Origin of the sequence: Halobacillus sp. SY10, assembly GCF_045401165.1 — a bacterium.
In the GTDB taxonomy this organism is placed as follows: domain Bacteria; phylum Bacillota; class Bacilli; order Bacillales; family Halobacillaceae; genus Halobacillus; species Halobacillus aidingensis.
The window spans coordinates 4,252,043-4,275,341 of sequence record NZ_CP174345.1 but is presented as its reverse complement, the minus strand read 5'-3'; the positions used below and the strand labels follow the sequence as shown (position 1 = coordinate 4,275,341).

Genomic DNA, 23,299 nt, shown 5'->3' with positions numbered 1-23,299 from the left:
TTTCTCAAAGTGAATTCCCCCTATTTTTAATTTTCTAAAAATAATTACTTTTTGAATTATACAGATAAAAAAGAAAAAAATCAAAGTTCTTTATTCGATAAAAATAAGAAAAAAATGTCGTTGAACAGAATATTCTAATTTAATTGACAATGGTTCTTTCTTTGATAGGATTAGAGAATATCATTGCTTTTCTAAAGCATAAAAGGATCTATGGAGAAAAGTGAATCACTGAATATAGAGGAGGTTGAAAGAAGTATGAAACGTGAATGGGATTTGTTGCACACCCCTGGTCCAACGCCAATTCCACCGAGTGTAGAACGGAGCATGAATCAACCGATGATCGGCCACCGTGGTGGGAAGGCCAAAGATTTGATCAATGCTATTGCTCCTAAACTGAAGCCGGTGTTCGGTACATCTGGAGAGGTGCTGGTCGTTACAGGGAGCGGGACGTCTTCTTTGGAAGCATCTGTTGTAAACACGACCAAGCCCGGGGACAAAGCAATTGTCGTAGTCGCTGGAGCATTCGGAGATCGTTTTGCTCAGATTTGTGAGACATATGAATTGGATGTGGTACGCGTTGAGGTCCCATGGGGAAAAGCAGTCGAGATCTCCCAAGTGGAAGAAGCACTTCAAGAACATCCCGATACGAAGGCCGTATTTCTTACACACTGTGAAACATCGACAGGGGTCATGCATCCGGTGGAAAAAATCGCTGAGCGTGTAAAATCTATAAGTTCAGCTCTTGTCATCGTCGATGGGGTTTCTTCTATTGGAGGCGCCGAAGTGAAGATGGATCAGTCTGGAATCGATATCTTAGTTTCAGGTTCACAAAAAGCGATGATGCTTCCTGCGGGGCTCGCGTTTTTGGCTGTCGGAGCTCAGGCCTGGTCAGTCATTGATGAAAATCCGCGTCCTCGTTTTTACTTAGATTTACGGAAATACCGTCAACAACTTGAAGGAGGGCAGACTCCTTTTACACCTGCTCTTTCCCTTCTTTTCGGTCTCCAGCAGGTCCTTGGATTGTTGGAAGAGGAAGGCTTAGATCGGGTTTTTGAACGTCACCAAACGATGAAAGAAATGACACGGGACGCTTGCCGTGCCTTGAACCTACCTCTGTTGGTCTCTGACGAAGATGCTTCATCGACCGTCACATCGATCCGACCAGAATCTTTTGAGGCAGAACAACTCCGAAAAGTGGCGAATGAAGAGTTCGGCCTTATTTTAGCTGGCGGACAGAAGCATATGAAGGGTGAAATTTTCAGGATTGGACACATGGGATACTGTCGTCCTGCTAATGTTCTTCAATATATAGGAATTCTTGAAATTGTCTTGAAACGTTTAGGTCATGAATTCGAACCTGGAGCGGGTGTCGCAGCTGCGCAAGCCGTTTATTTGGAACGTACAAGGGAGGAATAGAGATGCACCGCGTATTGATTAGTGATCCACTGAGTGAAGATGGAATCAGACCTCTATTAGAGGCGGAAGATATCGAAACCGTCATGAATCCGAACTTATCTCATGAGCAGTTGTTGGAGGAAATCGGTTCGGCAGAAGCACTTATCGTAAGAAGCCAGACGCAAGTGACAAGAGAAGTCATTGAACATGCCCCTCATTTGAAGATTATCGGTCGTGCGGGAGTGGGAGTCGATAACATCGATCTCGATGCGGCCACGGAAAACGGCGTCATTGTCGTGAATGCCCCAGATGGGAATACGATCTCGACAGCCGAACACACGATGGCGATGCTCATGTCGTTAGCTCGGAACATTCCGCAAGCTTATCATCAGCTCCAACAAAAGCGGTGGGAACGTAAAAAATTCGTCGGCGTTGAGTTGAAAGATAAAGTGCTCGGCATTGTCGGGTTCGGGCGCATCGGTCGCGAAGTCGCCCAGCGCGCCAAAGGTCACCGCATGAAAGTGGTCGCCTTCGATCCGTTTCTGAATGAAGAAAAAGCAGAAAAAGCAGGTGTCACACATGGGACATTAGAGGAAGTTCTCAAACAGGCAGACTTCCTGACTGTTCATACCCCTCTGATTGACAAAACGAAGCATCTGATTAATGAAGAGGCCATTGCCATGATGAAGACGGGAGCCCGTATATTGAATTGTGCCCGTGGAGGGATTGTAGAAGAAAATGCGCTTTATGAAGCGATCCAATCTGGGAAAATCGCCGGGGCAGCGCTTGATGTCTTTGAAGAAGAACCTGCGACGGAGCATCCGTTGTTATCCTTGCCGGAAGTGATTGCCACCCCTCACCTCGGTGCAAGTACGATCGAAGCCCAGGAAAACGTCGCGACAGACGTCAGCTACGATGTGCTGGAACTATTGCGCGGAGGAACGGTGAGAAACCCGGTCAATCTACCTTCTGTGTCATCAGAAATGATGGAGAAGCTCTCCCCTTACTTCAAGCTCTCTGAACGTTTAGGCGCCTTTTTATCAAAAGTGGTGGAAGGTACGCTTGAGCGTGTGAACGTGTATTATAGTGGCGATTTGCTTGAGGTTGATACAATGCCTCTTACAAGGATTGCCGTCAAAGGGATATTGAAACGTCATATCGGAGAACGTGTGAATGATGTGAATGCGTTCAAGACAGCTTCTGATAAAGGGATTACGGTAAATGAGCAGAAGTCGACCCAAACGAAAGGATTCACGAACTTGATCACCGTCGAAATCGAGACCGATCAGGAAAAACGCAGCCTTGCCGGTACGCTGCTGAACGGTTTAGGCGCACGTATCGTGCAGTTTGATCAGTATTCCATCGACGTTGTTCCAGAGGGACACCTTGTCGTGATCCGCCACACCGACCAGCCAGGCGCGATCGGCCGCGTGGGAAGCTTACTTGCCGAACATGAAATCAACATTGCAACCATGCAGGTTGGACGTACGAATGAAGGTGGAGAAGCCGTCATGGTGCTCACGGTAGACAAACCTGTGGATGGGGAGTGTAACGAAAAGCTTGCTCAAATTGAAGATATCAAGCAAGTGCAGTGTTTGACGATTTAATTGTATCCATTTATGGGTAGCTGATCCGAAGATAATTGCTATTATTTAATAAATAAAAAGACAAACCTCGACAGGTTTGTCTTTTTATTATGGAAAAAGTGATTCCATTTTATAGTTTTGTAAAATCTAGTACAAAAGCTTTGACTTTGAGACTTTCTCTTGTTAAATTTAATTCCGACTTAATTCATCGACTTTGTAGGGAGGGTATATAATGGAGGAAAACAGAGCAGAGATTTCATCTGGTCGTAGGTTTTTATTTCGTATTTTAGATGGCATCGAATGGCTGGGGAATAAGCTTCCATCACCATTGTTGCTGTTTGCTATATTAGCATTTATCGTAGTGATTATTTCTGGAATTTTTGCCGGTGTATCTGTCACAAATCCAACGACAGGGGAAGCCGTAGAGGTGAAAAATCTTTTTAGTCTGAGTGGATTGGATTATCTATTTAACAGCGCGGTCGATAACTTTATTGGGTTTCCGCCGCTTGGAGCCGTTCTTGTGACCATGCTCGGCATTGGTCTTGCTGAACAAACGGGTTTAATTAATGCTTCTTTGAAAGGAATTGTGTTTTCCTTTCCTCAAAAATTGTTGACGGCCGCTTTAGTTTTCGCCGGAGTCATGTCCAGTGTAGCGGTCAACGCCGGTTACGTTGTACTTCCACCACTTGGAGCCGTCCTTTTCTTAGGACTTGGGCGACACCCGCTTGCTGGACTTGCGGCCGCCTTTGCAGGTGTGTCTGGTGGGTTTGGTGCCAATTTAGCTCTCACGTCTACCGATGCCATCCTTCAGGAGTTGACTGCTGAAGCGACACGTACGATTGACCCTGCTTATGCAGAAACGATTACGGTCACAATGAATTACTTCTTCGCAGCCGTGTCTGTCGTTCTGATCACTCTTATTGGTACGCTCGTAACTGAAAAAATCGTAGAACCCAGACTTGGTAAGTATGAAGGTGAGCAGGATGGGGAAATCGATGAGTTGACCACTCTTGAGAAAAAAGGGATGCGTCTTGCTGGGATCGGTTTTCTGATTACGTTTGCTCTCATGGCTTACTTGTCTTTTGGTCCTTTGCGTGGAGACGGGGCCTATATTGAATCTCCGTTTTTCAGTGCATTGGTATTCGTCATTTTCCTATTATTCTTGGTCCCGGGTTTGATTTATGGAATCGTTACAAAAGAGATTTCTAATGATAAGGACCTTACCAAACTGCTTGGAAAAACAATGGCAAGCATGAGCGGTTATATTGCCCTTGCGTTTACGGCGGGACAGTTTATCGCGTATTTCCGTGAAACGAATTTAGGGACTGTCATCGCTTTTCGCGGGGCAGACTTTTTGAATTCTACAGGGTTTGATGGGATTGGACTCATCTTAACGTTTATTGGATTGACGATGGTCGTCAACTTCTTCATTGGAAGTTCTTCAGCTAAATGGACAATTTTGGCCCCTGTGTTCGTTCCGATCATGATGAACCTTGGCTATTCTCCGGAGTTTACGACATTGCTCTATCGTATCGCAGACTCTGTGACGAACATGATTACCCCGTTGCTTCTATACTTCCCGGTCATCATCGCGTTCGCTCAGCGCTATGATAAGAAGCTAGGGATTGGAACACTCATTTCCATGATGATTCCTTATTCCGTTGCGTTCTTACTTGGCTGGTTGCTACTGTTGCTCGTTTGGGTGCTATTAGGAATCCCTGTAGGACCTGGTGCACCAATTCAATATTAATGAAAAAAAGCTCAGCGTCGGTGTGACGTTGAGCTTTTTTCGTTTATCTTTCGGATATCAGGAAGTTTGCACGTTATTCAGTAATTGAACTAAAACATAATTCTCTCGCTCGATCCATGGATTTTTTTTCGTTTGATCCAGTATTTTTCTGTTTTGGGCAAGGGCTTCCTCGACGCTTATCCATACGGGTGTGAAGTCCTGGTCTTCCTCATAGGGATCCAGCTGTTGTCCGCCCTTCTCTCCCCACCACTCACAAAAATAATAACGGGAGGTCATTTCAAATATGGCTTCCGGGTCATACACGTCAAGGTGGCTTTCCACAACCTCACCGGCAAATTGCCTCACCTGGCAGTTCCTAAAGCCTGTTTCTTCCTGGATTTCTCTGATGAGAGCTTCCTCATCTTTTTCTCCATCATTAACGCCCCCACCAGGCAATTTGTAATCCCCGAGGTTCGACTTCACCATCAGAATTCTTTCTTCTTGAAAAAGAATGCCTCTGACTGCGGTTCGCTTGTTTGTTTTGTACCCCTCATTTTTTTCGAGCCCAAACCGCTTCTTAAAAATGAAGTCAGCCAATGGGATGCACCTGGCGTTTGCGGTTGGAGAATGTATGGACTTCTGTATAACCAACGGATTTTGCAAGATCGATCGCTTCTTCATAACGGTACCCGATATGGTCCGGCTTGTGGGCATCCGAGCAGAGAACGATTCCAACACCTTCATCTTTACACATTTGTAAAAGCGTCGGATCTGGATAGAGTTCTCCAACTGGTTTGCGCAAGCCTGCCGTACTGATTTCAATGCATGTATCTGTTTTCGCTAGAGCTTTTGCTGCGCGTTTATATTGTTCTTTCAAAAATTCTTTGTCATCCGGCCGGTAACCGAACACTTTGATGACATCAATATGTCCGACAAAATCAAAAAGTCCTGACTCTGCAAGGGTGACGACACGGTCAAAGTATTGCTGATAGACGTCTTTTAAATCTCGTTTTTCATATTCATCCCGGTAAATCGCAAGATCGATGCCCCATTCATTGATCCAGTGTACTGAACCGATCACGTAATCGAAAGGATGGGAAGAAATGAAGGCTTCCATCTCTTTTTCTTTTCCCGGCATGTAATCCATTTCAATGCCCATCTTGATCGGGAGTTCTGCTTTGGCTGCTTCATCAAACATCTTTTGGTAGGTTTCAAAGTCAAGTGTACGACGGTTTTCCACCCATGGGTTGGAGAGAATGTCGCGTGTTTCCTGAAAAAAATATGCATGTTCAGATATGCCTAATTCTTCGATTCCTTCTTCTTTCGCTTTTGTTATGTAGGTTCGTAGATAGTCGACATCAAGGTTTCCGGTTTCCGCCATATGGACGTGGTAATCGGTGCGCATGTGCGGCCCTCCTCTATCGAATTTTATTCATCATAACAAACATTAGAAAAAATCACCAAGAAGAAGCGGATGGAAGCATTTGATACGAGAAGTATGAGGGGTTGATATGTTAAAATAGGGAGGTTAAGACAAGCGCGATAGAAATAGAGGTGCTTTATCAATCATGAATGACACAAAGAGGTTGACGGAAGGGGCTTTAATGACCGGCCTATATCTGCTATTGTTATTGGTAATCATTTTTGTGCCGGTTATGGGACCACTACTATTAATGATCCTGCCTGTTCCATTTGTTTATTATAGTTATCGTTATGGTGGAAAAGCAGGGGGCCTCATGTTTGTGGCCGCCACCATTTTCACACTATTATTTGCGACCGTATTTACCGTTTTCACCTTGCTGGCCGGAATTGGCGGGATTTTCTTAGGTATCGCTTTGCATCACAAACGTTCATCCTATGAAGCTCTTGCTATTGGCTCTGTTGGGTTTGTCATCGGTCTTCTCGGAATTCTCTTAATCACGCAGCTCTTTCTTGGAGTCAATTTAATGGAAGAACTGAAAAATGGGATGAACCAGGGCTACGGCACTTTCGAGAGAATTTTCTCAGGGCTTCTTGATGGAGAAGAGGTAGAGACGGATTTGGCTGAGATCGGGCAATTGATTGATTTTATCCCGGATATTGTCCCAAGTATATTGGCGATGAGTGGTGTCATGATGGCTTTCGTCAGCCAATGGACGACCTATAAACTGATCAATCGCATCGAAAATCAGTCCATGGGATTCACGGATTTTAAGAACTTCAAGCTGCCTACATCAATATTATGGTATTACTTTGTTGCAATGATCTTGAATTATGTCACGATGGATGGCAATAATCTGATTTATTTAGCTGCCGTGAATGTATTTATTCTGACGGGAGCACTGATCGTCCTGCAGGGATTCTCTTTCGTCTTTTTCTATGCATGGAAGAAAAAGTGGTCAAAAGCTATACCGATTCTTGTGGTTGTATTTTCCATACTTCTTCCACAAATCATCATGTACCTTGTGAGAATAATCGGTATAATTGATATAGGATTTCCGATGAGGGAACGTGTGGAAGAAAAGAAAGAATGATCGCTCTCAAGAAGATGGTAGGAGCTGAATGCAATGCCGAATTTTTTTAAAAAACCAACAATGAGCGGACACTTGTGGATCATTTATTTGATCTCCCTCCTTCTGCTTGGCTTCATCTGGTACTATCAATGGATGCTGGGACTAATGATGACGCTCTTTTTAGCTGCGTCCATTTTTTACAGTGTCCGTACTGAACAGAACATGATCAATGAGACAGAAGAATATATATCGACCTTATCCTACAGGGTGAAAAAAGTGGGCGAAGAAGCCTTACTGGAAATGCCCATCGGAATCGTTCTCTATAGTGAAAACTATATGATCGAGTGGGCGAATCCTTATATGAACAAGTTCACAGAAGAGGATACGATTGTTGGCGAATCGTTAAAACGACTTTCCGATCACTTGATTCCATGTGTGAAAGATGAGGAAGATGAAGTTTGGATCACGATTGCCGGTTATAAATTCCAGACGATCATCAAAAGGGATGAACGTCTGCTTTACTTGTTCGACCGGACACAGCAGACGGAAATCCACAACCGTTATGAAAATGAACAGACGGTTCTTTCCATTATTTTCCTTGATAACTATGAAGAAATTACTCAGGGGATGGATGACACCGCCAAAAGCCATATCAACTCGCAAGTGACTTCGATTTTAAACAAGTGGGCGGGAGACTATGGCATTTACTTGAAGCGGACTTCTCAAGAGCGCTTCATGGCGGTCATGAACCAGAAAATTCTTTATACTTTGGAAAAAGCGAAGTTTGAAATCCTTGATGATGTACGTGAATTGATTACAGATCAGAACGTTCCACTGACGTTAAGTTTCGGAATCGGTGTCGGTCCGGTCAGTCTTCCGGAGCTTGGCGAACTAGCTCAATCGAGTCTTGATCTTGCCCTTGGCCGAGGCGGAGACCAGGTCGCCATCAAAGATGATTCAGGAAAAGTCCGTTTCTATGGCGGAAAGACAAATCCGATGGAAAAACGGACACGGGTACGCGCCCGCGTCATCTCCCATGCCATGAAAGAACTTGTTCAGGCAAGTGAGAAGGTCTTGATCATGGGACACAAATCCCCGGATATGGACTCTGTCGGCGCGTCGATCGGTATCTTGAAAATTGCCCAGGCAAACGACAAGAAAGCTGCCATCGTCCTTGATCCGGATGATATCGACACCGGCGTTCAACGGATGGTCGAGGAAATCGAGAAAGACGAAGACCTCTGGCATTACTTCATCCCACCTGAGGATGCTTTAGAAATGGTGACAAATGAGACGTTACTTGTTGTTGTGGATACGCACAAGCCTTCCATGGTCATTGAGGAGAAGCTGCTTTCCAAAACGGAGCATGTCGTCGTGATTGATCACCATAGACGTGCAGAAGAATTCATAGCCGACCCGACACTTGTTTATATGGAACCATACGCATCATCGACGGCAGAACTAGTCACTGAGCTGCTTGAATACCAGCCGAAAAAACTGAAACTGTCGATGCTCGAATCGACTGCCCTGCTCGCAGGGATTATTGTCGACACAAAAAGCTTCACGCTCCGTACAGGGTCACGGACATTCGATGCTGCCTCATACTTGAGGTCCAAGGGAGCGGATACCGTACAAGTCCAGAAGTTCATGAAAGAAGATCTCGATGTCTATATCCGCAGAAGTAAGCTGATTGAACGGGCCTCTGTTTACAGAGATGGAATTGCGATTTCCACCGGGGACCGTGGAGAAACTTACGGACCTGTTATCATTGCACAGGCCGCGGATACGCTACTGACCATGAGCGGCATTGTTTCCTCGTTCGTTATTTCTGAGCGAAGTGATGGACGGATCGGCATCAGTGCCCGTTCTCTCGGGGATATCAATGTTCAGGTCATCATGGAGAGGATGAACGGTGGCGGGCATTTGACGAACGCAGCCACACAACTTGAAGATACAACGATTGAAGATGCAAAAGCATTGTTGCAAGATATTATTGATGAATATTTTGAAGGGGGAGACACAGAATGAAAGTAATTTTCAAAGCGGATGTCAAAGGAAAAGGCAAAAAAGGCGAAATCAAAGAAGTAAACGATGGATACGCGCGCAACTACCTTCTAAAAAACAATTTGGCGGTAGAAGCGACGAAGGGGAACGTTCAGGCGCAAAAAGCTAAAGATGCCAAAGCCGAACAGCAAGCACAGGAAGAAGTCGAGGAAGCGAAACGTTTGAAAGAAACGCTTGCGGATCTCGAAGTGAAGCTTGTGGCGAAATCCGGAGATAACGGCCGCTTATTTGGTTCCATTACAAGTAAGCAGATCGCCGAGCAACTGAAGAAATCCCATAATATTAAAATCGATAAACGTAAAATCGAGCTTGATGATCCGATCCGGGCATTGGGCTACACGAACGTCCCTGTGAAACTTCACCCAGAAGTAACAGGTACGATCAAAGTCCATGTCGAGGAAAAGTAAGTCTTGAACGATCAAGCGCCCAATCCATTCTACTGGAGCTATTGGGCGCTTCTGTTTTGTATTTCTGGCTCACATCCCTCTTTTTCATAATGAAAAGGAAGGATGTATAAAATAACCGTACAACGTGCGGTTGTTTGTGACGGACGGGCCATCCGTGCTTTAGATTCAGAGGAGGAACAACAGTGAGTGAAATGTGGAACGATCGTACCCCGCCCCATAATATAGAAGCTGAACAGGCGGTACTCGGTGCGGTCTTTTTAGAACCTGAAGCAATGTCGACAGCTGCTGAGTATCTTCTTCCTGAAGATTTCTATCGGGCGAGCCACCAGCGAATTTTCGAAGTGATGCTTTCGCTCTCAGATAAAGGAGAGCCGATCGATCTCGTCACCGTAACGGCAGCTCTTTCCAACAACCAGGTGCTCGAGGAAGTTGGAGGGGTTTCTTATTTGACGGATATCGCAAACTCCGTACCGACTGCTGCGAATATCCAGTATTACACAAGCATTGTGAGTGAAAAATCGACCCTTAGAAGTTTGATCCGTACGGCTACGAATATCGTAACGACCGGCTATTCAGAAGAAGAGGACTTAGAGGATGTATTAAACGCCGCAGAAAAAGACATTCTCGAGGTTTCCCAAAGGAAAAATTCCAGTGCTTTCAAAAGTATCAAAGACGTACTGATTGACGTTTATGACAACATTGAACAGCTGCACCACAATGACGGAAGTACGACTGGAATTCCGACAGGGTATCGCGATCTTGATCATATCACCTCTGGCTTCCAACGGAATGATTTGATTATCATCGCCGCCCGTCCGTCTATGGGTAAGACCGCGTTTGCTTTGAACATTGCGCAGAACGTAGCGGTCCATACCGATGAGAATGTCGCGATTTTCAGTTTGGAGATGGGGGCCGACCAGCTCGTCTCCCGTATGATTTGTGCGGAAGGAAACATCGATGCTCAGCGTCTCCGTACAGGGCAGATGGAAACAGAGGATTGGAACAAGCTGACGATGGCGATGGGAAGTCTATCCAACGCCGGTATTTATATTGATGATACACCAGGTATCCGCGTCAGCGAAATCCGTTCCAAGTGCCGTCGTCTCAAACAGGAACACGGACTTGGTATGATTCTGATCGACTATTTGCAGTTGATCCAGGGAAGCGCCAACTCAAAAGAAAACCGTCAGCAGGAAGTATCAGAAATTTCCCGTTCTTTAAAAGGATTGGCTCGTGAGCTTAATGTTCCATTGATCGCTCTGTCTCAGCTCTCCCGTGGAGTCGAATCAAGGCAGGACAAGCGACCGATGATGTCTGACTTGCGTGAATCCGGTTCGATTGAGCAGGATGCCGATATCGTAGGATTCCTTTATCGTGATGATTACTACGACCAGGAATCCGAAAACCAGAACATCATTGAAATCATCCTGGCCAAGCAACGTAATGGTCCGGTGGGAACAGTCTCCCTTGCCTTTGTGAAAGAATACAACAAGTTCGTCGATTTGGATCATCGGTATTCCGATGCTGATGTACCACCGGCATAAGAAGGAAGACGCCCGAGACTTAAAGCCTCGGGCGTCTTTTTTATGATTAGCTTCAAAGAAGCCATCTATATCATCATCCCCATCACGCCTCCCGAAAAGTCACGCTGGGGGAATGGATGATCCTAAAGGGTCAGGAAGTGGTCGATCGCATGAGCGACACCGTCTTCGTCATTCGTTTTCGTAAGGTAGCAGCAGGCCTCTTTCACTTCATCTTTGGCATTCCCCATGGCGGCGCTGTACCCTGCTATGTTCATCATAGATAAATCATTGAAGCTGTCTCCAATGACCGCCGTTCTTTCTATAGATCGGTTCAGTTGGTTAGTCAACTGCCGGACGGCATTTCCTTTAGAAGCAAGCCTGTGTTCCAGTTCAAAGTTATGATTGGCAGAACTTACAAGAGTCAAGTCAGGGTGGTCTTCGAATCTCTCCCATCCTTTTTGGAGTTTTTCTTCTTCAAAGGAGAAGGCGAGAATGTTGTACACGTTCCTATGCTTATCGACGATTTCTTTATAGGAGTCTACATGCAAAAATCCGGACTGACTAAACTGTTTTTCAGCTGCCTTTTCCAGCCTGGTCAGATCGGTTTTCGGGTTTGCACTCTGAATCCGGTCGAGCTCAATGTTCATAAGCTCCCTGCCATTTTGCGGGGTTAAAATTGCTTCATCATCAATCGCTTCATAGTAGAATCCTTCTTTTTCAAGCCACCCCAAAATTTCAGAGACATCATCTTTTTCCATCGGTGTGGATGAAAAAAGCTTACCGTCCGGACGATGGATCGTCGCCCCATTGGCGGCGATCACCCATGTGTGAAGGTCCAGGCCGGAGAACAGGTTACGGACATCGAATGCTGCCCTTCCTGTTGCTATGACCACCTCAACGCCCTTCGACTGGGCACGCTGAATAGCCTGAATATTATTCTTGCTGATTTCATTCGTGGAATTTAACAGTGTTCCGTCTAAATCAATGGCAATCATGTCCATAAATCAGATCCCTCCTCTTCCGTAACAATCAAGTCTACATGATGATCTTGTAATTTTTGTTGAAATTCTTCATCAGGAAGTTGGTCTGTAATGATGACATCCACGTCTTCAAGTTCTGCGAAAGTAAAGAACTCGGTCACACCAAATTTCGTATGGTCCGCAAGAACAACGACTTGTTCTGCCTGTTTGATCATGTTTCGTTTGACCATCCCGTCTTCTTCGTGGGCAATCGAGAGCCCCGAAGCAGATATTCCCACCACTCCGATAAACGCTTGATCCACATGATAGCTTTTTAATCGTTCGATAACGGAAGCTCCGTAAAGAAATTGGTGCTCCTTTTGGAGAAAACCACCAAGCAATTGGATGGACACGCTTTCAACATTCGATAAAATTTCCGCTTGGTGAATCGAATTGGTAATCACTGTGATGTCCATAGGCCTGATTTGATTCGCACATGCCTGAACCGTCGTAGATGTATCTAAAATAATCTTTTCTCCTGGACGGATAAAAGAAGCCGCTTTACTACCGATCTGTTGTTTTTCGAAGGAAACGGTTTTTAAACGGTGAGAATAATTTTGAATGGTCGTATGTGCCCTCGGCAGGATTGCTCCCCCGCGTGTACGTACGATCGCTTTCCGTTCTTCCAACTTTACTAAATCCCGTCTTGCTGTGTCTCTTGATATATCAAACATCTCACACATTTGATCAATGGAAATCCGGCGATTTTCTTTTAAAAATTGCAAGATTCCAATTAGACGTTCTTCCTGATACATCGAATCCTCCTTCCGCTTTTGCTCTTATAAGTGATTATAAGTAATTACTTAATGGAAATCAATCAAAAATAAGTTATTTTAAGTTTATTTGTAAATGTTAGTTAATCTGCTGCTTTTATGATAAAAATAAATTATTCAATATAATGGAAGGTTGTTGTAGGCTTATTTTCGAGACATTTCCTGAGGGGGATCGAGGGCGGAGAGTTGCACGGTCTCTGTTCCAATTCCTCAAAAACTCTCAAAAAATCATCAGAATGGAGTCCTTGAGGTCCAGAAGTTATAATCGAACAATAATATTGTAATTATAATTTAATGTTCGGTTTTAGCGTTGACTTACAAGGTCTGAATTGGTAAACTGACGATGGATAACATATTTAACAAATTTTTGGCGGAGGTGCCTTATGTCTTCTGTAGTTGTAGTCGGAACCCAGTGGGGGGACGAAGGAAAAGGCAAGATAACTGATTTTCTATCACAAAATGCCGAAGTTGTCGCTCGTTATCAGGGCGGAAATAATGCTGGTCATACAATAAAATTTGATGGAGTAACATATAAGCTTCACTTGATTCCTTCAGGGATCTTTTTTGAAGATAAAACGTGCGTGCTTGGAAATGGAATGGTGATTGATCCGAAAGCGCTGCTTGAAGAATTGAAATACTTACATGACAAAGGGGTCTCTACAGACAACCTGCGGATCAGCAACCGTGCTCATGTGATTCTTCCATATCACTTGAAATTAGATGCACTTCAAGAAGAAGAGAAGGGTGCGAATAAGATCGGAACGACCAAAAAGGGAATCGGCCCTGCCTACATGGACAAAGCGGCTCGTACAGGTATCCGTATCGCTGATTTACTTGATAAAGAAAGCTTCCGTGAAAAGCTCGAGCAGAACCTTGCTGAGAAGAACCGTCTTTTTGAAAAAGTATATGAAACAAAAACGTTTGCGGTGGAAGATATTCTGGATGAATACTATAAATATGGTCAACAGATCGCATCCTATGTATGCGATACATCTGTCGTATTGAATGATGGATTGGATGAAGGTCGTCGCGTTCTTTTTGAAGGTGCTCAGGGAGTTATGCTCGACATCGACCAGGGGACGTATCCTTTCGTTACCTCTTCTAACCCAATCGCGGGGGGAGTAACCATAGGTTCTGGTGTGGGACCATCAAAAATCAAACACGTTGTCGGTGTTTCGAAAGCTTATACGACGCGTGTCGGAGATGGACCTTTCCCGACAGAGCTTGAAAATGAAGTCGGAGATCAAATCCGTGAAGTGGGTCGAGAATACGGTACTACCACGGGACGCCCAAGACGTGTCGGTTGGTTTGATAGTGTCGTTGTCCGTCATGCCCGTCGTGTAAGTGGAATCACCGACCTTTCCTTGAATTCCATTGATGTACTGACAGGGATTGAAACATTGAAAATATGTACGGCTTACAAGTACAAAGGTGAAATCATGGAAGAGTTCCCGGCAAGTTTGAAAGTTCTTGCCGAATGTGAGCCGGTTTACGAAGAAATGCCAGGCTGGACGGAAGATATCACAGGCGCTGAAACCCTGAGTGACCTTCCGGAGAACGCACGCCATTACATTGAGCGTGTGTCTCAGTTGACAGGAATCCCGTTGTCTATTTTCTCTGTTGGTCCTGACCGTGCACAAACGAACGTTGTCCGCAGCGTATATAGTGAATAATATGGAAGCCTGGCTTACTCAGCCGGGCTTTTTTTTACAAAAGCATGGAAGGATAAGAATCGAAAAAGTGTAAGTCAGGGTAAACTTTACATAGATGAACAAGAGGAGGAGTGTTTCACGTGAAACGCATTTGTGTTTTCGCTGGGTCCAGTGCAGGGAATGATCCAGTTTTCATAGAGAAAACGAAAGCTTTAGGAAAAAGACTGGCCGCAAATAACATTGAGCTGGTTTATGGTGGTGCTAAAAGTGGATTGATGGGTGTGTTAGCCGACCAGGTGCTGGACGGCGGAGGAAAAGTGACAGGCATTATGCCGAGCCATCTTTTTGAAAAAGAAATCGTTCACCCCTACGTAACAGAAATGATCGAGGTAGGGACAATGCATGAAAGAAAAGCGAAGATGAGTGAGCTGGCTGACGGATTCATTGCCCTTCCGGGAGGGTTCGGTACGTTTGAAGAGCTTTTTGAAACGGTCAGTTGGGCTCAAATCGGCCTTCATACAAAACCTCTCGCACTATACAACATCGCGGAATACTACACACCGCTTGTTCAGCTCATCGAACACGCAATAAAAGCAGGATTTGTACCTGAAGATAACCGTGAACTTTTTATAGATGCCGACGATCCTTCTTCTTTATTGAATCAAATGGAGCAGAAAAAATAAAAGACGTGCCTATTCAAGCACGTCTTTTATACTTGGATCGTTTTAAAGAAAATGAGTCCAAAAAAACGATACGTCAATTTAATACTTTCAATCGAGGATTCTTCGGTGATGCTTAATCCGTAGATCGTCGTTGGTGAGGTATCAGGTGACGCAGCCATTGCTTTGGAGGCTAGTGGCGATGTGTCCGGGGCGAGTGGAATGGTTTCATATTCATTGATGGCATACGCATCTTCCACAAGCGCGTAAGTATCGGTAATTATGAATCCTTTTTCAGAATCACTGATCTGCATCTTGATGTTTGTAGGCTGTTGGTTGTTATTGATGGACACATCAGTGATTTGGATGCTACCCAGCAAACTTTTGTTTCCGAGTGCAACAATGACGGTTTGCTTATCTTCTGTTGTACCGATCGAACCATGGGTGAGCGGCGGATTCAATTTTAAGAAACCAATAATTGAGACAAATAAAAGGATAAGAACGAAAACAACGTAGCGGAAAATCTTTTTCAAACAAACCCTCCTTTCTTTTTGATAACAGAATTCAGGGAGAAAATCTATATTTCTAGTAAAATTACTATTGCTTACGTTTATTCTGTATGGTACGATAGTTATCGTTGCGGTGAACAAGCCGTATTGGTCCGGTAGTTCAGTTGGTTAGAATGCCTGCCTGTCACGCAGGAGGTCGCGGGTTCGAGTCCCGTCCGGACCGCCACTTTCATTATATCATTTGAAGTAGTCGAATACACACGTAATGTGATGTGCTCACTAGGTTATATCGTCGAAAGATAATGAAAAAATACCCATGGCTCGGTAGCTCAGTCGGTAGAGAAGCCGTAAACTTCAGCGAATCGCCTCCCATGTAGGCTTTGCGAGGAGCGTATACTTCACCGAAATCACTTGCAACGTGACGAGCATAAACATCTTCGAATAATCTTCGAAACAAGATGTGGAGCGAAAGCAGGATTAGAATTTAATATTTATTATGGCTCGGTAGCTCAGTCGGTAGAGCAACGGACTGAAAATCCGTGTGTCGGCGGTTCGATTCCGTCCCGAGCCACTCCATAAAAAGCTTACGGAAGTATTTCCGTAAGCTTTTTTTGTATGGAAAATCATTCTTATATCTTAATAATCTTATTCAACTATATGGCAGTATTCTTGAAGACTTAGTTTCGAGATGTTTCGGGGTTCGTTGCCTGGTTGAGCGTCAGGGGTGGCTGGGAAGCTACTCGCTTTCCTGTGGGGGAGTGGCAAGCTTCCTCGGACTTCGTCCTGTGGGATCTCGCCTATCTCCTTTCTCCCACGGGAGTCTCGCAGCTTCCCAACCACCCCATCCACTCAACAAAAGTCTCGAAACTGAGTCTTCCACATAGGAAGCTTATATGGAATAGAGGGAATTTACTAAAATGAATAGTTTAATATGAAAAAATGACTATCCTTTCGTAATTTTGGTAAGAATATTATATCTTTTTTACATATTTAAATATCTATTTCTTATAAATATTCCGTGTGATAGATTAATTTAGGAATAGTTTAGACGGTGCATCAGGAGGATCATTATCATGTGGAAGAAATTAGCTGTCACAGCGATTTCCGTCGTAAGTGTCGGTGTAGGAACGGCCTACGCCGAGAGTTCACTGCCGACGGTCTATCACGTTTATATAGATGAACAACATGTGGGGACGGTAGAAAGTCAAGCAGAGGTCAAATCGGAATTACGCGAGCGTATGGAAGAGGCGGAAGAAAATCATGAAGGATTGAACCTTTCCTATATGGAAGAAGTCTCATTCAAGGAGCAGAAAGTTTTGTCTGTGAAAGACGAATCCTCGAATGTTTTGGATTCGCTTCAAAATGAATTGACCCTTGCCGCAGACGTTGTACGCCTTCACATCAATGGGGAGCCTGTCGCTCACCTTCCAAGTGAAGAGAAGGCAGAAAAAGTCCTTGAAACCGTAAAAGAGGAATACGTTGAAGAAGAAGAACTTGAGAATTTAGAAAAAGGTACTCCAGAGCTGCCGGACCTCGGTGAAACGAAGGTGATGGATGTCGGCTTATCGGCTCCTGTCACAATGAAAGAAGATCAGGTCATGCTCTCGCAGGTTCATACAGTCGAAGAAGCCGTGTCCAGGGTGGAAGAAGGACGTCCTTACCCAAGCAGTCATTCGGAAACGACATCATTTATGGGGATGATGGCTAAATCACAGAAGCCGCTTGTGGATGTAGTAATCACCGAGAAAGAACGAAAGGAAGAACAGGTTCCTCATAAAGTACAAATGAAAAAGACGGATGAACTTTTTAAAGGTGAATCCGAAGTGAAGCAAGAAGGGGAAGATGGAAAGAGAGAGCTTTTGATTGAACGAGCGTACCGAAATGGTGAAAAAATAAAAGAAAAGACGGTTGAAAGAGAGGTCGTCAAAGAACCTGTGACGAAGATCGTCCTTCAAGGAACAAAGAAAGTCCCTTCTAAAGGTACAGGTGATTTCACATGGCCGGCTGTGGGCGGAGAAATCACCAGTAAGCAGGGAGAACGATGGGGGCGATACCATAAAGGGATTGACATTGCCGGTGTTTCCGATAAAACGATTAAAGCTGCTGATAACGGCAAAGTGGTCGAAGCTGGCTATCGAAATAGTTTCGGAAATAAAGTGGTGATCGATCATGGGAATGGATACGAGACGACCTATGCTCACCTCTCCTCAATTGATGTCAAAAAAGGGGAGACCGTTAAAAAAGGTGAAAAGCTCGGTGTTATGGGAACGACAGGACGTTCCACAGGGGTACATCTACATTTTGAAATCCATAAAGAAGGTTCACTCGAAAACCCTCTTTCTCACGTGTCCCCCTGACCCTAACCGCTATGATTCAATCATAGCGGTTTTTTCTTTATCAAATCGCCCTAGGAAAGTGAACCATTTATCTCATTCCCCCTAAGCCACGTATCAAAACTGGTGATGGTTGATTGGAGCAAAATTTAGTAAGAGGATTAAGAAATAGGCATGATAAAAGTATAGGTGAAACGGCTGATTTCGAGAGAGGTTTATGGTGAAATAAGACATTTACCATTAAATAAGTTAAAATAAGAGAAAGAAAAGATGACGAGGAAAAGGATGTGACGGAATATGGCACAGAAAATTTTAGTGGTCGATGACGAGAAACCCATTGCGGATATATTGAAATTTAACTTAGAAAAAGAAGGTTATGAAGTCGTATGTGCATATGACGGAGATGAGGCGGTTGCGAAAGCAGATGCAGAAGAGCCGGAATTGATTCTCCTTGATATTATGCTGCCGAACAAAGACGGTAATGAAGTCTGCCGTGAAGTGAGGAAGCGTCATAATATGCCGATCATTATGTTGACGGCAAAAGATGCAGAGATTGATAAAGTACTTGGACTGGAAATGGGTGCAGATGACTATGTGACCAAGCCTTTCAGCAACCGCGAATTGATTGCCCGCGTGAAAGCGAACTTGCGTCGTCAACAGCAGGAGCCTGAAGACAGTGCACAGCAGACGAAGGATATTGAAATCGGCCGTCTGGCGATTCACCCGGATGCTTATACGGTGACTCGTGACGGGAATCATATTGAATTGACTCATCGTGAGTTTGAACTTCTTCACTATCTTGCTCGTCATATCGGACAAGTCATGACTCGTGAACATTTGCTTGAAACCGTTTGGGGCTATGACTATTATGGGGACGTCCGTACCGTCGATGTAACGGTAAGACGTTTGCGGGAAAAAATTGAAGAGAATCCTAGTAACCCAATGTGGATTGTTACCCGTCGTGGGGTTGGGTATTATTTGAGAAACCCAGAACAGGATTAAGCCTTTATGAAAGAAGTAGGTTTCTTTCAGTCTGTTAGGCTGAAGCTGATTCTTGTATACATTTTGTTATTGTTATTGGGCATCCAAGTCATTGGTGTCTATTTTGTCGATCGATTGGAAGAGCAGTTGGAAACCAACTTTACGAATTCCATTGAAGGACAGCTGAATTCTTTAACCTACAGTTTGCAAAATGCGTTCAATACAGAGCGGGGAGAAGATTCGCTGCCTTTGAATAATGATCTACAAAGCCTTATTAATGATTTTAGTGATGATAACACCGATATTGGAAAACTCTGGGTTGTAGACAACAACCAAAAGGTGCTTGCGGCTACGACGACGAGCGACCAGTCTCCCATCGGTAAAAAAGTGACGGACACCGCCATTACGAAGGTGTTCTTGTTTGGGGAGGCCACAGAACCTAAACCTTGGCGGGAAGAAGGGACCAACAACCGGCTGTTCCGTGGTACAAACCCGATTACGGATGAGTCCGGAGAAGAGATTGTCGGGGCTCTTTATTATGAAGTTTATATGAACGATATTTATGAACAACTTGGGGAAATCATCAGTATTTTCGCCAAAGGGACGGTCTTAGCTATTACGGTTACGGCTTTGCTCGGGATTTTGGTGGCGAGGACCATCACGAAACCTCTGACAGAAATGAAACGACAGGCACAAGTTATGGCGACAGGGGATTTCTCCCAGAAGGTCGATGTAAAAGGAAATGACGAAATCGGACAGTTAGGCCATACCTTTAATGATTTGAATGATAAATTGAAGCTGGCTACTGCGACGACAGAAGGCGAGCGCCGGAAGTTGAGCTCTGTGCTTTCCAATATGTCGGATGGTGTCATTGCGACAGACCGGCTCGGTGCCATCACACTAATGAATGCACCAGCCTCGAGACTAATTGGACAGACATTTGAGGAGGTCCAGGGACAATCCCTTGTGGATGTTCTTGACTTGAACGATCAAGTTGAAAATATCTCAGAGGTGGAAGAAGCAGGGTCTATGATCATTGATTTAAGCAGTGAAGATAACCACCTTCTGCTTAAAGCCAACTTTTCTGTGGTTGAAGATGAAAACCATGACATGAATGGTTTCATCACGGTCATTAGTGATGTGACCGAGCAGCAGCGTGTGGAAAAAGAAAGAAGAGAGTTTGTTTCAAATGTCTCACACGAACTACGTACCCCGTTGACGACGATGCGGAGTTATATAGAAGCATTGAACGATGGGGCATGGCAGGATCCGGATATCGCACCAAGATTCCTCGATGTGACCCAAAATGAGACGGACCGTATGATTCGTTTAGTGAACGATCTTTTACAGTTAACGAAAATGGATCATAAAGAAACAAGCCTGATGAAAGATCGTGTTGAGTTCGTCAGCTTTTTTGACCATGTGATCGATCGTTTTGAAATGAATAAGAATGAAAAAGTAGAGTTTGTCCGCAACTTGTCCAACAAAAACATGTATGTGTGGATGGACAAGGATAAAATCACACAAGTACTGGATAACATCATCTCCAATGCCATTAAATATTCTCCGGAGGGTGGGAGCATACGGTTTAGCGCCCATTCCACGAAGAAACAGCTGCGGGTAAGCATTACCGATGAAGGGATTGGAATGCCTCCAGACACCGTTGATAAAATCTTTGATCGTTTTTATCGTGTCGATAAATCCCGTGCGAGAGAAATGGGAGGAACCGGACTGGGCCTTGCTATTGCCCGGGAAATGATTGAAGCTCATCATGGAAAAATATGGGCGGAAAGTCGTGAAGGTAAGGGCACGACTGTCCACTTTACTTTACCGCTCATGAGTCAGAAGCGGAGGGGACAGTCATGAAAAAAGAAACCATGAAGTCTGTCACTTTGGTGATTCTCATCGCCTTCAGCTTAGTGTTGACAGTAGCTCTTTGGACGTATCAGCCCGTAAATGAAACGTTGGAAGAGGATGTGTTCATTGAAGATACGAAATTAGAAGAAATAGGATCAGAACGGGCTATTCCGAACCTGGTTCCTCCTGATAAGGTCGTTTTTCATGAGCAAAATTCATTTTTTACATTCAAAGATAATATTGATCGAACAGCTTTTTACCAAAAACAAATGCAGCAGTGGAACTTATCCAACCTTGATACGAGTCCAAGAACGATCAATGTCGATAACCATAGCGAAATTGTGGAAATCATTTTTCCTGCGCATCTGCCTATACAGGTGATCAGTGATATCTTTCAAGTGAACGAGAGTATTCCAATGGAGGGGCTGCAAGCCAACTTCAATCGGATATTCCTATTGCGTCATTCCCAAGAGGGAAGTGCTGCTTCAAGTGCTTCATATGATTTGTGGTTCGTAAATAGTGATGCTGAAGGAAGCGAAATTACACTTCAGGCAGATATCAGTGCAGCTTCTGGAGAACGTGCCATACAGGAAGTCGACAATAAAGATGAATTGGTGGAAATGTCGCGTGTGGCAGATGTCCTGCAGATCGACCCCGAAGATGGAACGAATGCTTCTCACATTTACGTACCTAAAAATCCTGTCAGTATATCAGAATATGTGCTGCAAACAGGAGCTGTAAATGTAAAACCGATTCAGAATGATATTTTTCCTTCGAATACGCGAGTGTTCAAGTCACGGACGAATAGCGGGGAAAATATCACCAAAACATTCCAGCGAAGATTGACGCAGTATGATAAGAGAATGGAATATGATTTGACGATTCCCAACTCAGCAAACCAGAAGAACTTGACGGAATATGAATTGTTTGTCCAAAGTATGGAGGATATCAATAGTCATTTGGGGTGGACGGATGACTATCGTCTGAACTCGATTTTGAGTGGTCGGGATGAAGTTCGTTACCGCCTTTACTTTAATGACCGGCCTGTGCTGGAGAACGTCGATACTTATAAGTTGGCGAGCATCCAGTTAAGTTATCAGCAAGGACAGATTCAGGAATATGACCGCCCGCTCGTCCAATACAGCAGCATCAACGAAAGCCAAACGAACCTCTTGTCCGGTGAGGAAGTCCTTTTGGATCTCCAACAAGAAGGTGAGTTGGAAACGTCCAGAATCAGGGATTTAGAGATTATGTACACGCTTGAAGAACAAAGGAGCGAGTTGGTGTACAGCTTGATTCCTGAGTGGTATATGTTGACAAACAGCGGTTGGACGAAAGTATATCCAGAAGAAAGGTCCCAAAATGCAGAGGTTTCGTGACGAGGAGGTAAAATATGCAGTGGGGTCAAATTAAAACATTATTTATCATCAGTTTCTTAATCCTCGACCTTTTCCTGCTGCAGCAATTGTTAAGCAAGCAAGCGGAGGATGAAGTGGGGCAGATTTCCACCGTTGCTGAAAGTATTGAAACCGAACTGGAAGCGAACGACATTTCCATTTCGGAGGATGCGATCCCGGAGGAATTGCCAGAAGCTACACCGATTGAATCGGAAAGTGTGCATACGTTTCCTGATGATGTGATGAGTCAGATTGAAGATATGGATGAGAGTGATAAAGAGGTTGAGCTCAAAGAAGACGGTCAGGTATTGCAAGTCACTTTTGATGAGCCGATAGAAGTGACGGAAGATACGATCCAGAGCGTTGTCGCTGATGTCGTCCCTTTTGCTTCCCGTTATTCCTACTGGGGTTGGAATGAAGAGGCGGGTGCGGCTCTCTTTTTCCAGGCAAAAAACAATAAGACGGTTTATTTTAACAATAACGGATATTTGCTGGTGAATATCGTTGATGGTGAAATGACTGGATATGTCGCAACCTTACTATCCTTTGAAGATGGGGAATACTCAGGGCCCTCCGATGACACGGAAATCACCATCGAACCTTTAAGTGCCATTCGTATTTTGTTGAATAACGGTCTTATTGAGTCGGGAGATGAAATTACATCGATGGATATTGGCTATCATACGAGTTACAGTCTGCCTGCGGGGGAAGAAAATGAGACGCAAGTGTTCGCATCAACATGGAAAGTGACGGTCAACGGAGACCGCAATCATTTTCTCTACACCTTGGACGGGACAATCATTGAATATATCAACGAAGAATCATTTATCTCAGATGTTAAAAGTGAGTATGGCTTAAAAAGTGCGGAAGAAGAGCAAACGGCAGCAAATGAAAATAGAGAAACCAATTAGATGGAGTGTATG

Annotated in this window: 19 protein-coding genes and 2 tRNA genes; 16 read left to right on the top strand and 5 right to left on the bottom strand. The window is 44.4% G+C overall.

Annotation, left to right across the window (positions count from 1 at the left end; translation table 11 throughout):
• Nucleotides 1-255 precede the first annotated feature (255 nt).
• The 3 genes from ACJA3J_RS21360 to ACJA3J_RS21350 all read left to right on the top strand — a co-directional run bounded on the left by ACJA3J_RS21360 (nucleotide 256) and on the right by ACJA3J_RS21350 (nucleotide 4,731).
• Entirely contained in the window at nucleotides 256-1,416 is a 1,161-nt protein-coding gene (locus ACJA3J_RS21360) for an alanine--glyoxylate aminotransferase family protein (RefSeq protein WP_115823000.1), read from the top strand.
• 2 nt (nucleotides 1,417-1,418) lie between these two features.
• Nucleotides 1,419-3,002 (top strand): phosphoglycerate dehydrogenase, encoded by a 1,584-nt coding sequence (gene serA, locus ACJA3J_RS21355; RefSeq protein WP_089650701.1) that lies wholly within the window; start codon nucleotides 1,419-1,421, stop codon nucleotides 3,000-3,002.
• Nucleotides 3,003-3,213: 211 nt separating this feature from the next.
• On the top strand, nucleotides 3,214-4,731 hold the full coding sequence (locus ACJA3J_RS21350; protein WP_406945215.1) for an AbgT family transporter: 1,518 nt from the start codon (nucleotides 3,214-3,216) through the stop codon (nucleotides 4,729-4,731).
• A gap of 57 nt (nucleotides 4,732-4,788) precedes the next feature.
• Here the strand turns inward: ACJA3J_RS21350 and ACJA3J_RS21345 are convergent, their stop codons facing one another.
• Nucleotides 4,789-5,307 carry an NUDIX domain-containing protein gene (locus tag ACJA3J_RS21345; protein WP_406945214.1) on the bottom strand — a complete coding sequence of 173 codons (519 nt, stop codon included), beginning with the start codon at nucleotides 5,305-5,307 and terminating at the stop codon, nucleotides 4,789-4,791.
• The gene (locus tag ACJA3J_RS21340; protein ID WP_406945213.1) at nucleotides 5,300-6,115 is read right to left on the bottom strand and encodes a histidinol-phosphatase HisJ family protein; all 816 of its coding nucleotides are present in this window, start codon (nucleotides 6,113-6,115) and stop codon (nucleotides 5,300-5,302) included. The genes ACJA3J_RS21345 and ACJA3J_RS21340 overlap by 8 nt, the downstream gene beginning before the upstream one ends.
• A 163-nt stretch (nucleotides 6,116-6,278) precedes the next feature.
• Between ACJA3J_RS21340 and ACJA3J_RS21335 the strand changes: the two genes are divergently transcribed.
• The 4 genes from ACJA3J_RS21335 to dnaB all read left to right on the top strand — a co-directional run bounded on the left by ACJA3J_RS21335 (nucleotide 6,279) and on the right by dnaB (nucleotide 11,217).
• Nucleotides 6,279-7,223 carry a YybS family protein gene (locus ACJA3J_RS21335; RefSeq protein WP_406945212.1) on the top strand — a complete coding sequence of 315 codons (945 nt, stop codon included), beginning with the start codon at nucleotides 6,279-6,281 and terminating at the stop codon, nucleotides 7,221-7,223.
• A gap of 33 nt (nucleotides 7,224-7,256) precedes the next feature.
• Nucleotides 7,257-9,230 carry a DHH family phosphoesterase gene (locus tag ACJA3J_RS21330; RefSeq protein WP_089650696.1) on the top strand — a complete coding sequence of 658 codons (1,974 nt, stop codon included), beginning with the start codon at nucleotides 7,257-7,259 and terminating at the stop codon, nucleotides 9,228-9,230.
• The gene (gene rplI / locus ACJA3J_RS21325) at nucleotides 9,227-9,673 is read left to right on the top strand and encodes a 50S ribosomal protein L9 (protein WP_406945211.1); all 447 of its coding nucleotides are present in this window, start codon (nucleotides 9,227-9,229) and stop codon (nucleotides 9,671-9,673) included. The genes ACJA3J_RS21330 and rplI overlap by 4 nt, the downstream gene beginning before the upstream one ends.
• 182 nt (nucleotides 9,674-9,855) lie before the next feature.
• Nucleotides 9,856-11,217 carry a replicative DNA helicase gene (gene dnaB / locus ACJA3J_RS21320; RefSeq protein WP_089650694.1) on the top strand — a complete coding sequence of 454 codons (1,362 nt, stop codon included), beginning with the start codon at nucleotides 9,856-9,858 and terminating at the stop codon, nucleotides 11,215-11,217.
• Nucleotides 11,218-11,339: 122 nt separating this feature from the next.
• Here dnaB and ACJA3J_RS21315 read toward each other — a convergent pair whose 3' ends face one another.
• Together ACJA3J_RS21315 and ACJA3J_RS21310 are read right to left on the bottom strand one after the other, a co-directional pair.
• Nucleotides 11,340-12,197: a Cof-type HAD-IIB family hydrolase gene (locus ACJA3J_RS21315; RefSeq protein WP_406945210.1), complete on the bottom strand. Its 858-nt coding sequence runs from the start codon at nucleotides 12,195-12,197 to the stop codon at nucleotides 11,340-11,342.
• Nucleotides 12,188-12,970 carry a DeoR/GlpR family DNA-binding transcription regulator gene (locus tag ACJA3J_RS21310; protein WP_089650692.1) on the bottom strand — a complete coding sequence of 261 codons (783 nt, stop codon included), beginning with the start codon at nucleotides 12,968-12,970 and terminating at the stop codon, nucleotides 12,188-12,190. The genes ACJA3J_RS21315 and ACJA3J_RS21310 overlap by 10 nt, the downstream gene beginning before the upstream one ends.
• Nucleotides 12,971-13,371: 401 nt before the next feature.
• Between ACJA3J_RS21310 and ACJA3J_RS21305 the strand changes: the two genes are divergently transcribed.
• Nucleotides 13,372-14,661: an adenylosuccinate synthase gene (locus ACJA3J_RS21305; RefSeq protein WP_089650691.1), complete on the top strand. Its 1,290-nt coding sequence runs from the start codon at nucleotides 13,372-13,374 to the stop codon at nucleotides 14,659-14,661.
• 119 nt (nucleotides 14,662-14,780) lie between these two features.
• Nucleotides 14,781-15,323 carry a TIGR00730 family Rossman fold protein gene (locus ACJA3J_RS21300; RefSeq protein ID WP_089650690.1) on the top strand — a complete coding sequence of 181 codons (543 nt, stop codon included), beginning with the start codon at nucleotides 14,781-14,783 and terminating at the stop codon, nucleotides 15,321-15,323.
• Between the two features lie 26 nt (nucleotides 15,324-15,349).
• On the opposite strand, the gene ACJA3J_RS21295 is transcribed toward ACJA3J_RS21300, so the two are convergent.
• Nucleotides 15,350-15,832 (bottom strand): hypothetical protein, encoded by a 483-nt coding sequence (locus ACJA3J_RS21295; protein WP_089650689.1) that lies wholly within the window; start codon nucleotides 15,830-15,832, stop codon nucleotides 15,350-15,352.
• A 125-nt stretch (nucleotides 15,833-15,957) separates the two neighbouring features.
• On the opposite strand from ACJA3J_RS21295, the gene ACJA3J_RS21290 reads away from it, so the two are divergent.
• The 7 genes from ACJA3J_RS21290 to yycI all read left to right on the top strand — a co-directional run bounded on the left by ACJA3J_RS21290 (nucleotide 15,958) and on the right by yycI (nucleotide 23,287).
• A tRNA-Asp gene (locus ACJA3J_RS21290) sits at nucleotides 15,958-16,034 on the top strand.
• Nucleotides 16,035-16,306: 272 nt separating this feature from the next.
• Nucleotides 16,307-16,379, top strand: a tRNA-Phe gene (locus ACJA3J_RS21285).
• 502 nt (nucleotides 16,380-16,881) lie between these two features.
• Complete coding sequence (locus ACJA3J_RS21280) at nucleotides 16,882-18,165, top strand: peptidoglycan DD-metalloendopeptidase family protein (protein ID WP_406945209.1); 1,284 nt, start codon at nucleotides 16,882-16,884, stop codon at nucleotides 18,163-18,165.
• Nucleotides 18,166-18,438: 273 nt separating this feature from the next.
• Entirely contained in the window at nucleotides 18,439-19,143 is a 705-nt protein-coding gene (gene yycF / locus ACJA3J_RS21275; protein WP_089650686.1) for a response regulator YycF, read from the top strand.
• Between the two features lie 6 nt (nucleotides 19,144-19,149).
• Nucleotides 19,150-20,988 carry a cell wall metabolism sensor histidine kinase WalK gene (gene walK, locus ACJA3J_RS21270; RefSeq protein WP_089650685.1) on the top strand — a complete coding sequence of 613 codons (1,839 nt, stop codon included), beginning with the start codon at nucleotides 19,150-19,152 and terminating at the stop codon, nucleotides 20,986-20,988.
• Nucleotides 20,985-22,358 (top strand): YycH family regulatory protein, encoded by a 1,374-nt coding sequence (locus ACJA3J_RS21265; RefSeq protein WP_406945208.1) that lies wholly within the window; start codon nucleotides 20,985-20,987, stop codon nucleotides 22,356-22,358. Before walK ends, ACJA3J_RS21265 begins: the two co-directional genes overlap by 4 nt.
• A gap of 14 nt (nucleotides 22,359-22,372) precedes the next feature.
• Nucleotides 22,373-23,287: a two-component system regulatory protein YycI gene (gene yycI / locus ACJA3J_RS21260; protein ID WP_089650683.1), complete on the top strand. Its 915-nt coding sequence runs from the start codon at nucleotides 22,373-22,375 to the stop codon at nucleotides 23,285-23,287.
• The last annotated feature ends 12 nt before the right edge of the window (nucleotides 23,288-23,299 follow it).

What these genes read in the sequence shown, in the direction of transcription:
- rplI (WP_406945211.1), top strand. Translation starts at nt 9,227, where the DNA reads ATGAAAGTAATTTTCAAAGCGGATGTCAAAGGAAAAGGCAAAAAAGGC.
- ACJA3J_RS21350 (WP_406945215.1), top strand. Translation starts at nt 3,214, where the DNA reads ATGGAGGAAAACAGAGCAGAGATTTCATCTGGTCGTAGGTTTTTATTT.
- ACJA3J_RS21360 (WP_115823000.1), top strand. Translation starts at nt 256, where the DNA reads ATGAAACGTGAATGGGATTTGTTGCACACCCCTGGTCCAACGCCAATT.
- yycF (WP_089650686.1), top strand. Translation starts at nt 18,439, where the DNA reads ATGGCACAGAAAATTTTAGTGGTCGATGACGAGAAACCCATTGCGGAT.
- yycI (WP_089650683.1), top strand. Translation starts at nt 22,373, where the DNA reads ATGCAGTGGGGTCAAATTAAAACATTATTTATCATCAGTTTCTTAATC.
- ACJA3J_RS21310 (WP_089650692.1), bottom strand. Translation starts at nt 12,970, where the DNA reads ATGTATCAGGAAGAACGTCTAATTGGAATCTTGCAATTTTTAAAAGAA.
- ACJA3J_RS21340 (WP_406945213.1), bottom strand. Translation starts at nt 6,115, where the DNA reads ATGCGCACCGATTACCACGTCCATATGGCGGAAACCGGAAACCTTGAT.
- ACJA3J_RS21335 (WP_406945212.1), top strand. Translation starts at nt 6,279, where the DNA reads ATGAATGACACAAAGAGGTTGACGGAAGGGGCTTTAATGACCGGCCTA.
- ACJA3J_RS21330 (WP_089650696.1), top strand. Translation starts at nt 7,257, where the DNA reads ATGCCGAATTTTTTTAAAAAACCAACAATGAGCGGACACTTGTGGATC.
- ACJA3J_RS21280 (WP_406945209.1), top strand. Translation starts at nt 16,882, where the DNA reads ATGTGGAAGAAATTAGCTGTCACAGCGATTTCCGTCGTAAGTGTCGGT.
- serA (WP_089650701.1), top strand. Translation starts at nt 1,419, where the DNA reads ATGCACCGCGTATTGATTAGTGATCCACTGAGTGAAGATGGAATCAGA.
- ACJA3J_RS21265 (WP_406945208.1), top strand. Translation starts at nt 20,985, where the DNA reads ATGAAAAAAGAAACCATGAAGTCTGTCACTTTGGTGATTCTCATCGCC.
- ACJA3J_RS21305 (WP_089650691.1), top strand. Translation starts at nt 13,372, where the DNA reads ATGTCTTCTGTAGTTGTAGTCGGAACCCAGTGGGGGGACGAAGGAAAA.
- walK (WP_089650685.1), top strand. Translation starts at nt 19,150, where the DNA reads ATGAAAGAAGTAGGTTTCTTTCAGTCTGTTAGGCTGAAGCTGATTCTT.
- ACJA3J_RS21315 (WP_406945210.1), bottom strand. Translation starts at nt 12,197, where the DNA reads ATGGACATGATTGCCATTGATTTAGACGGAACACTGTTAAATTCCACG.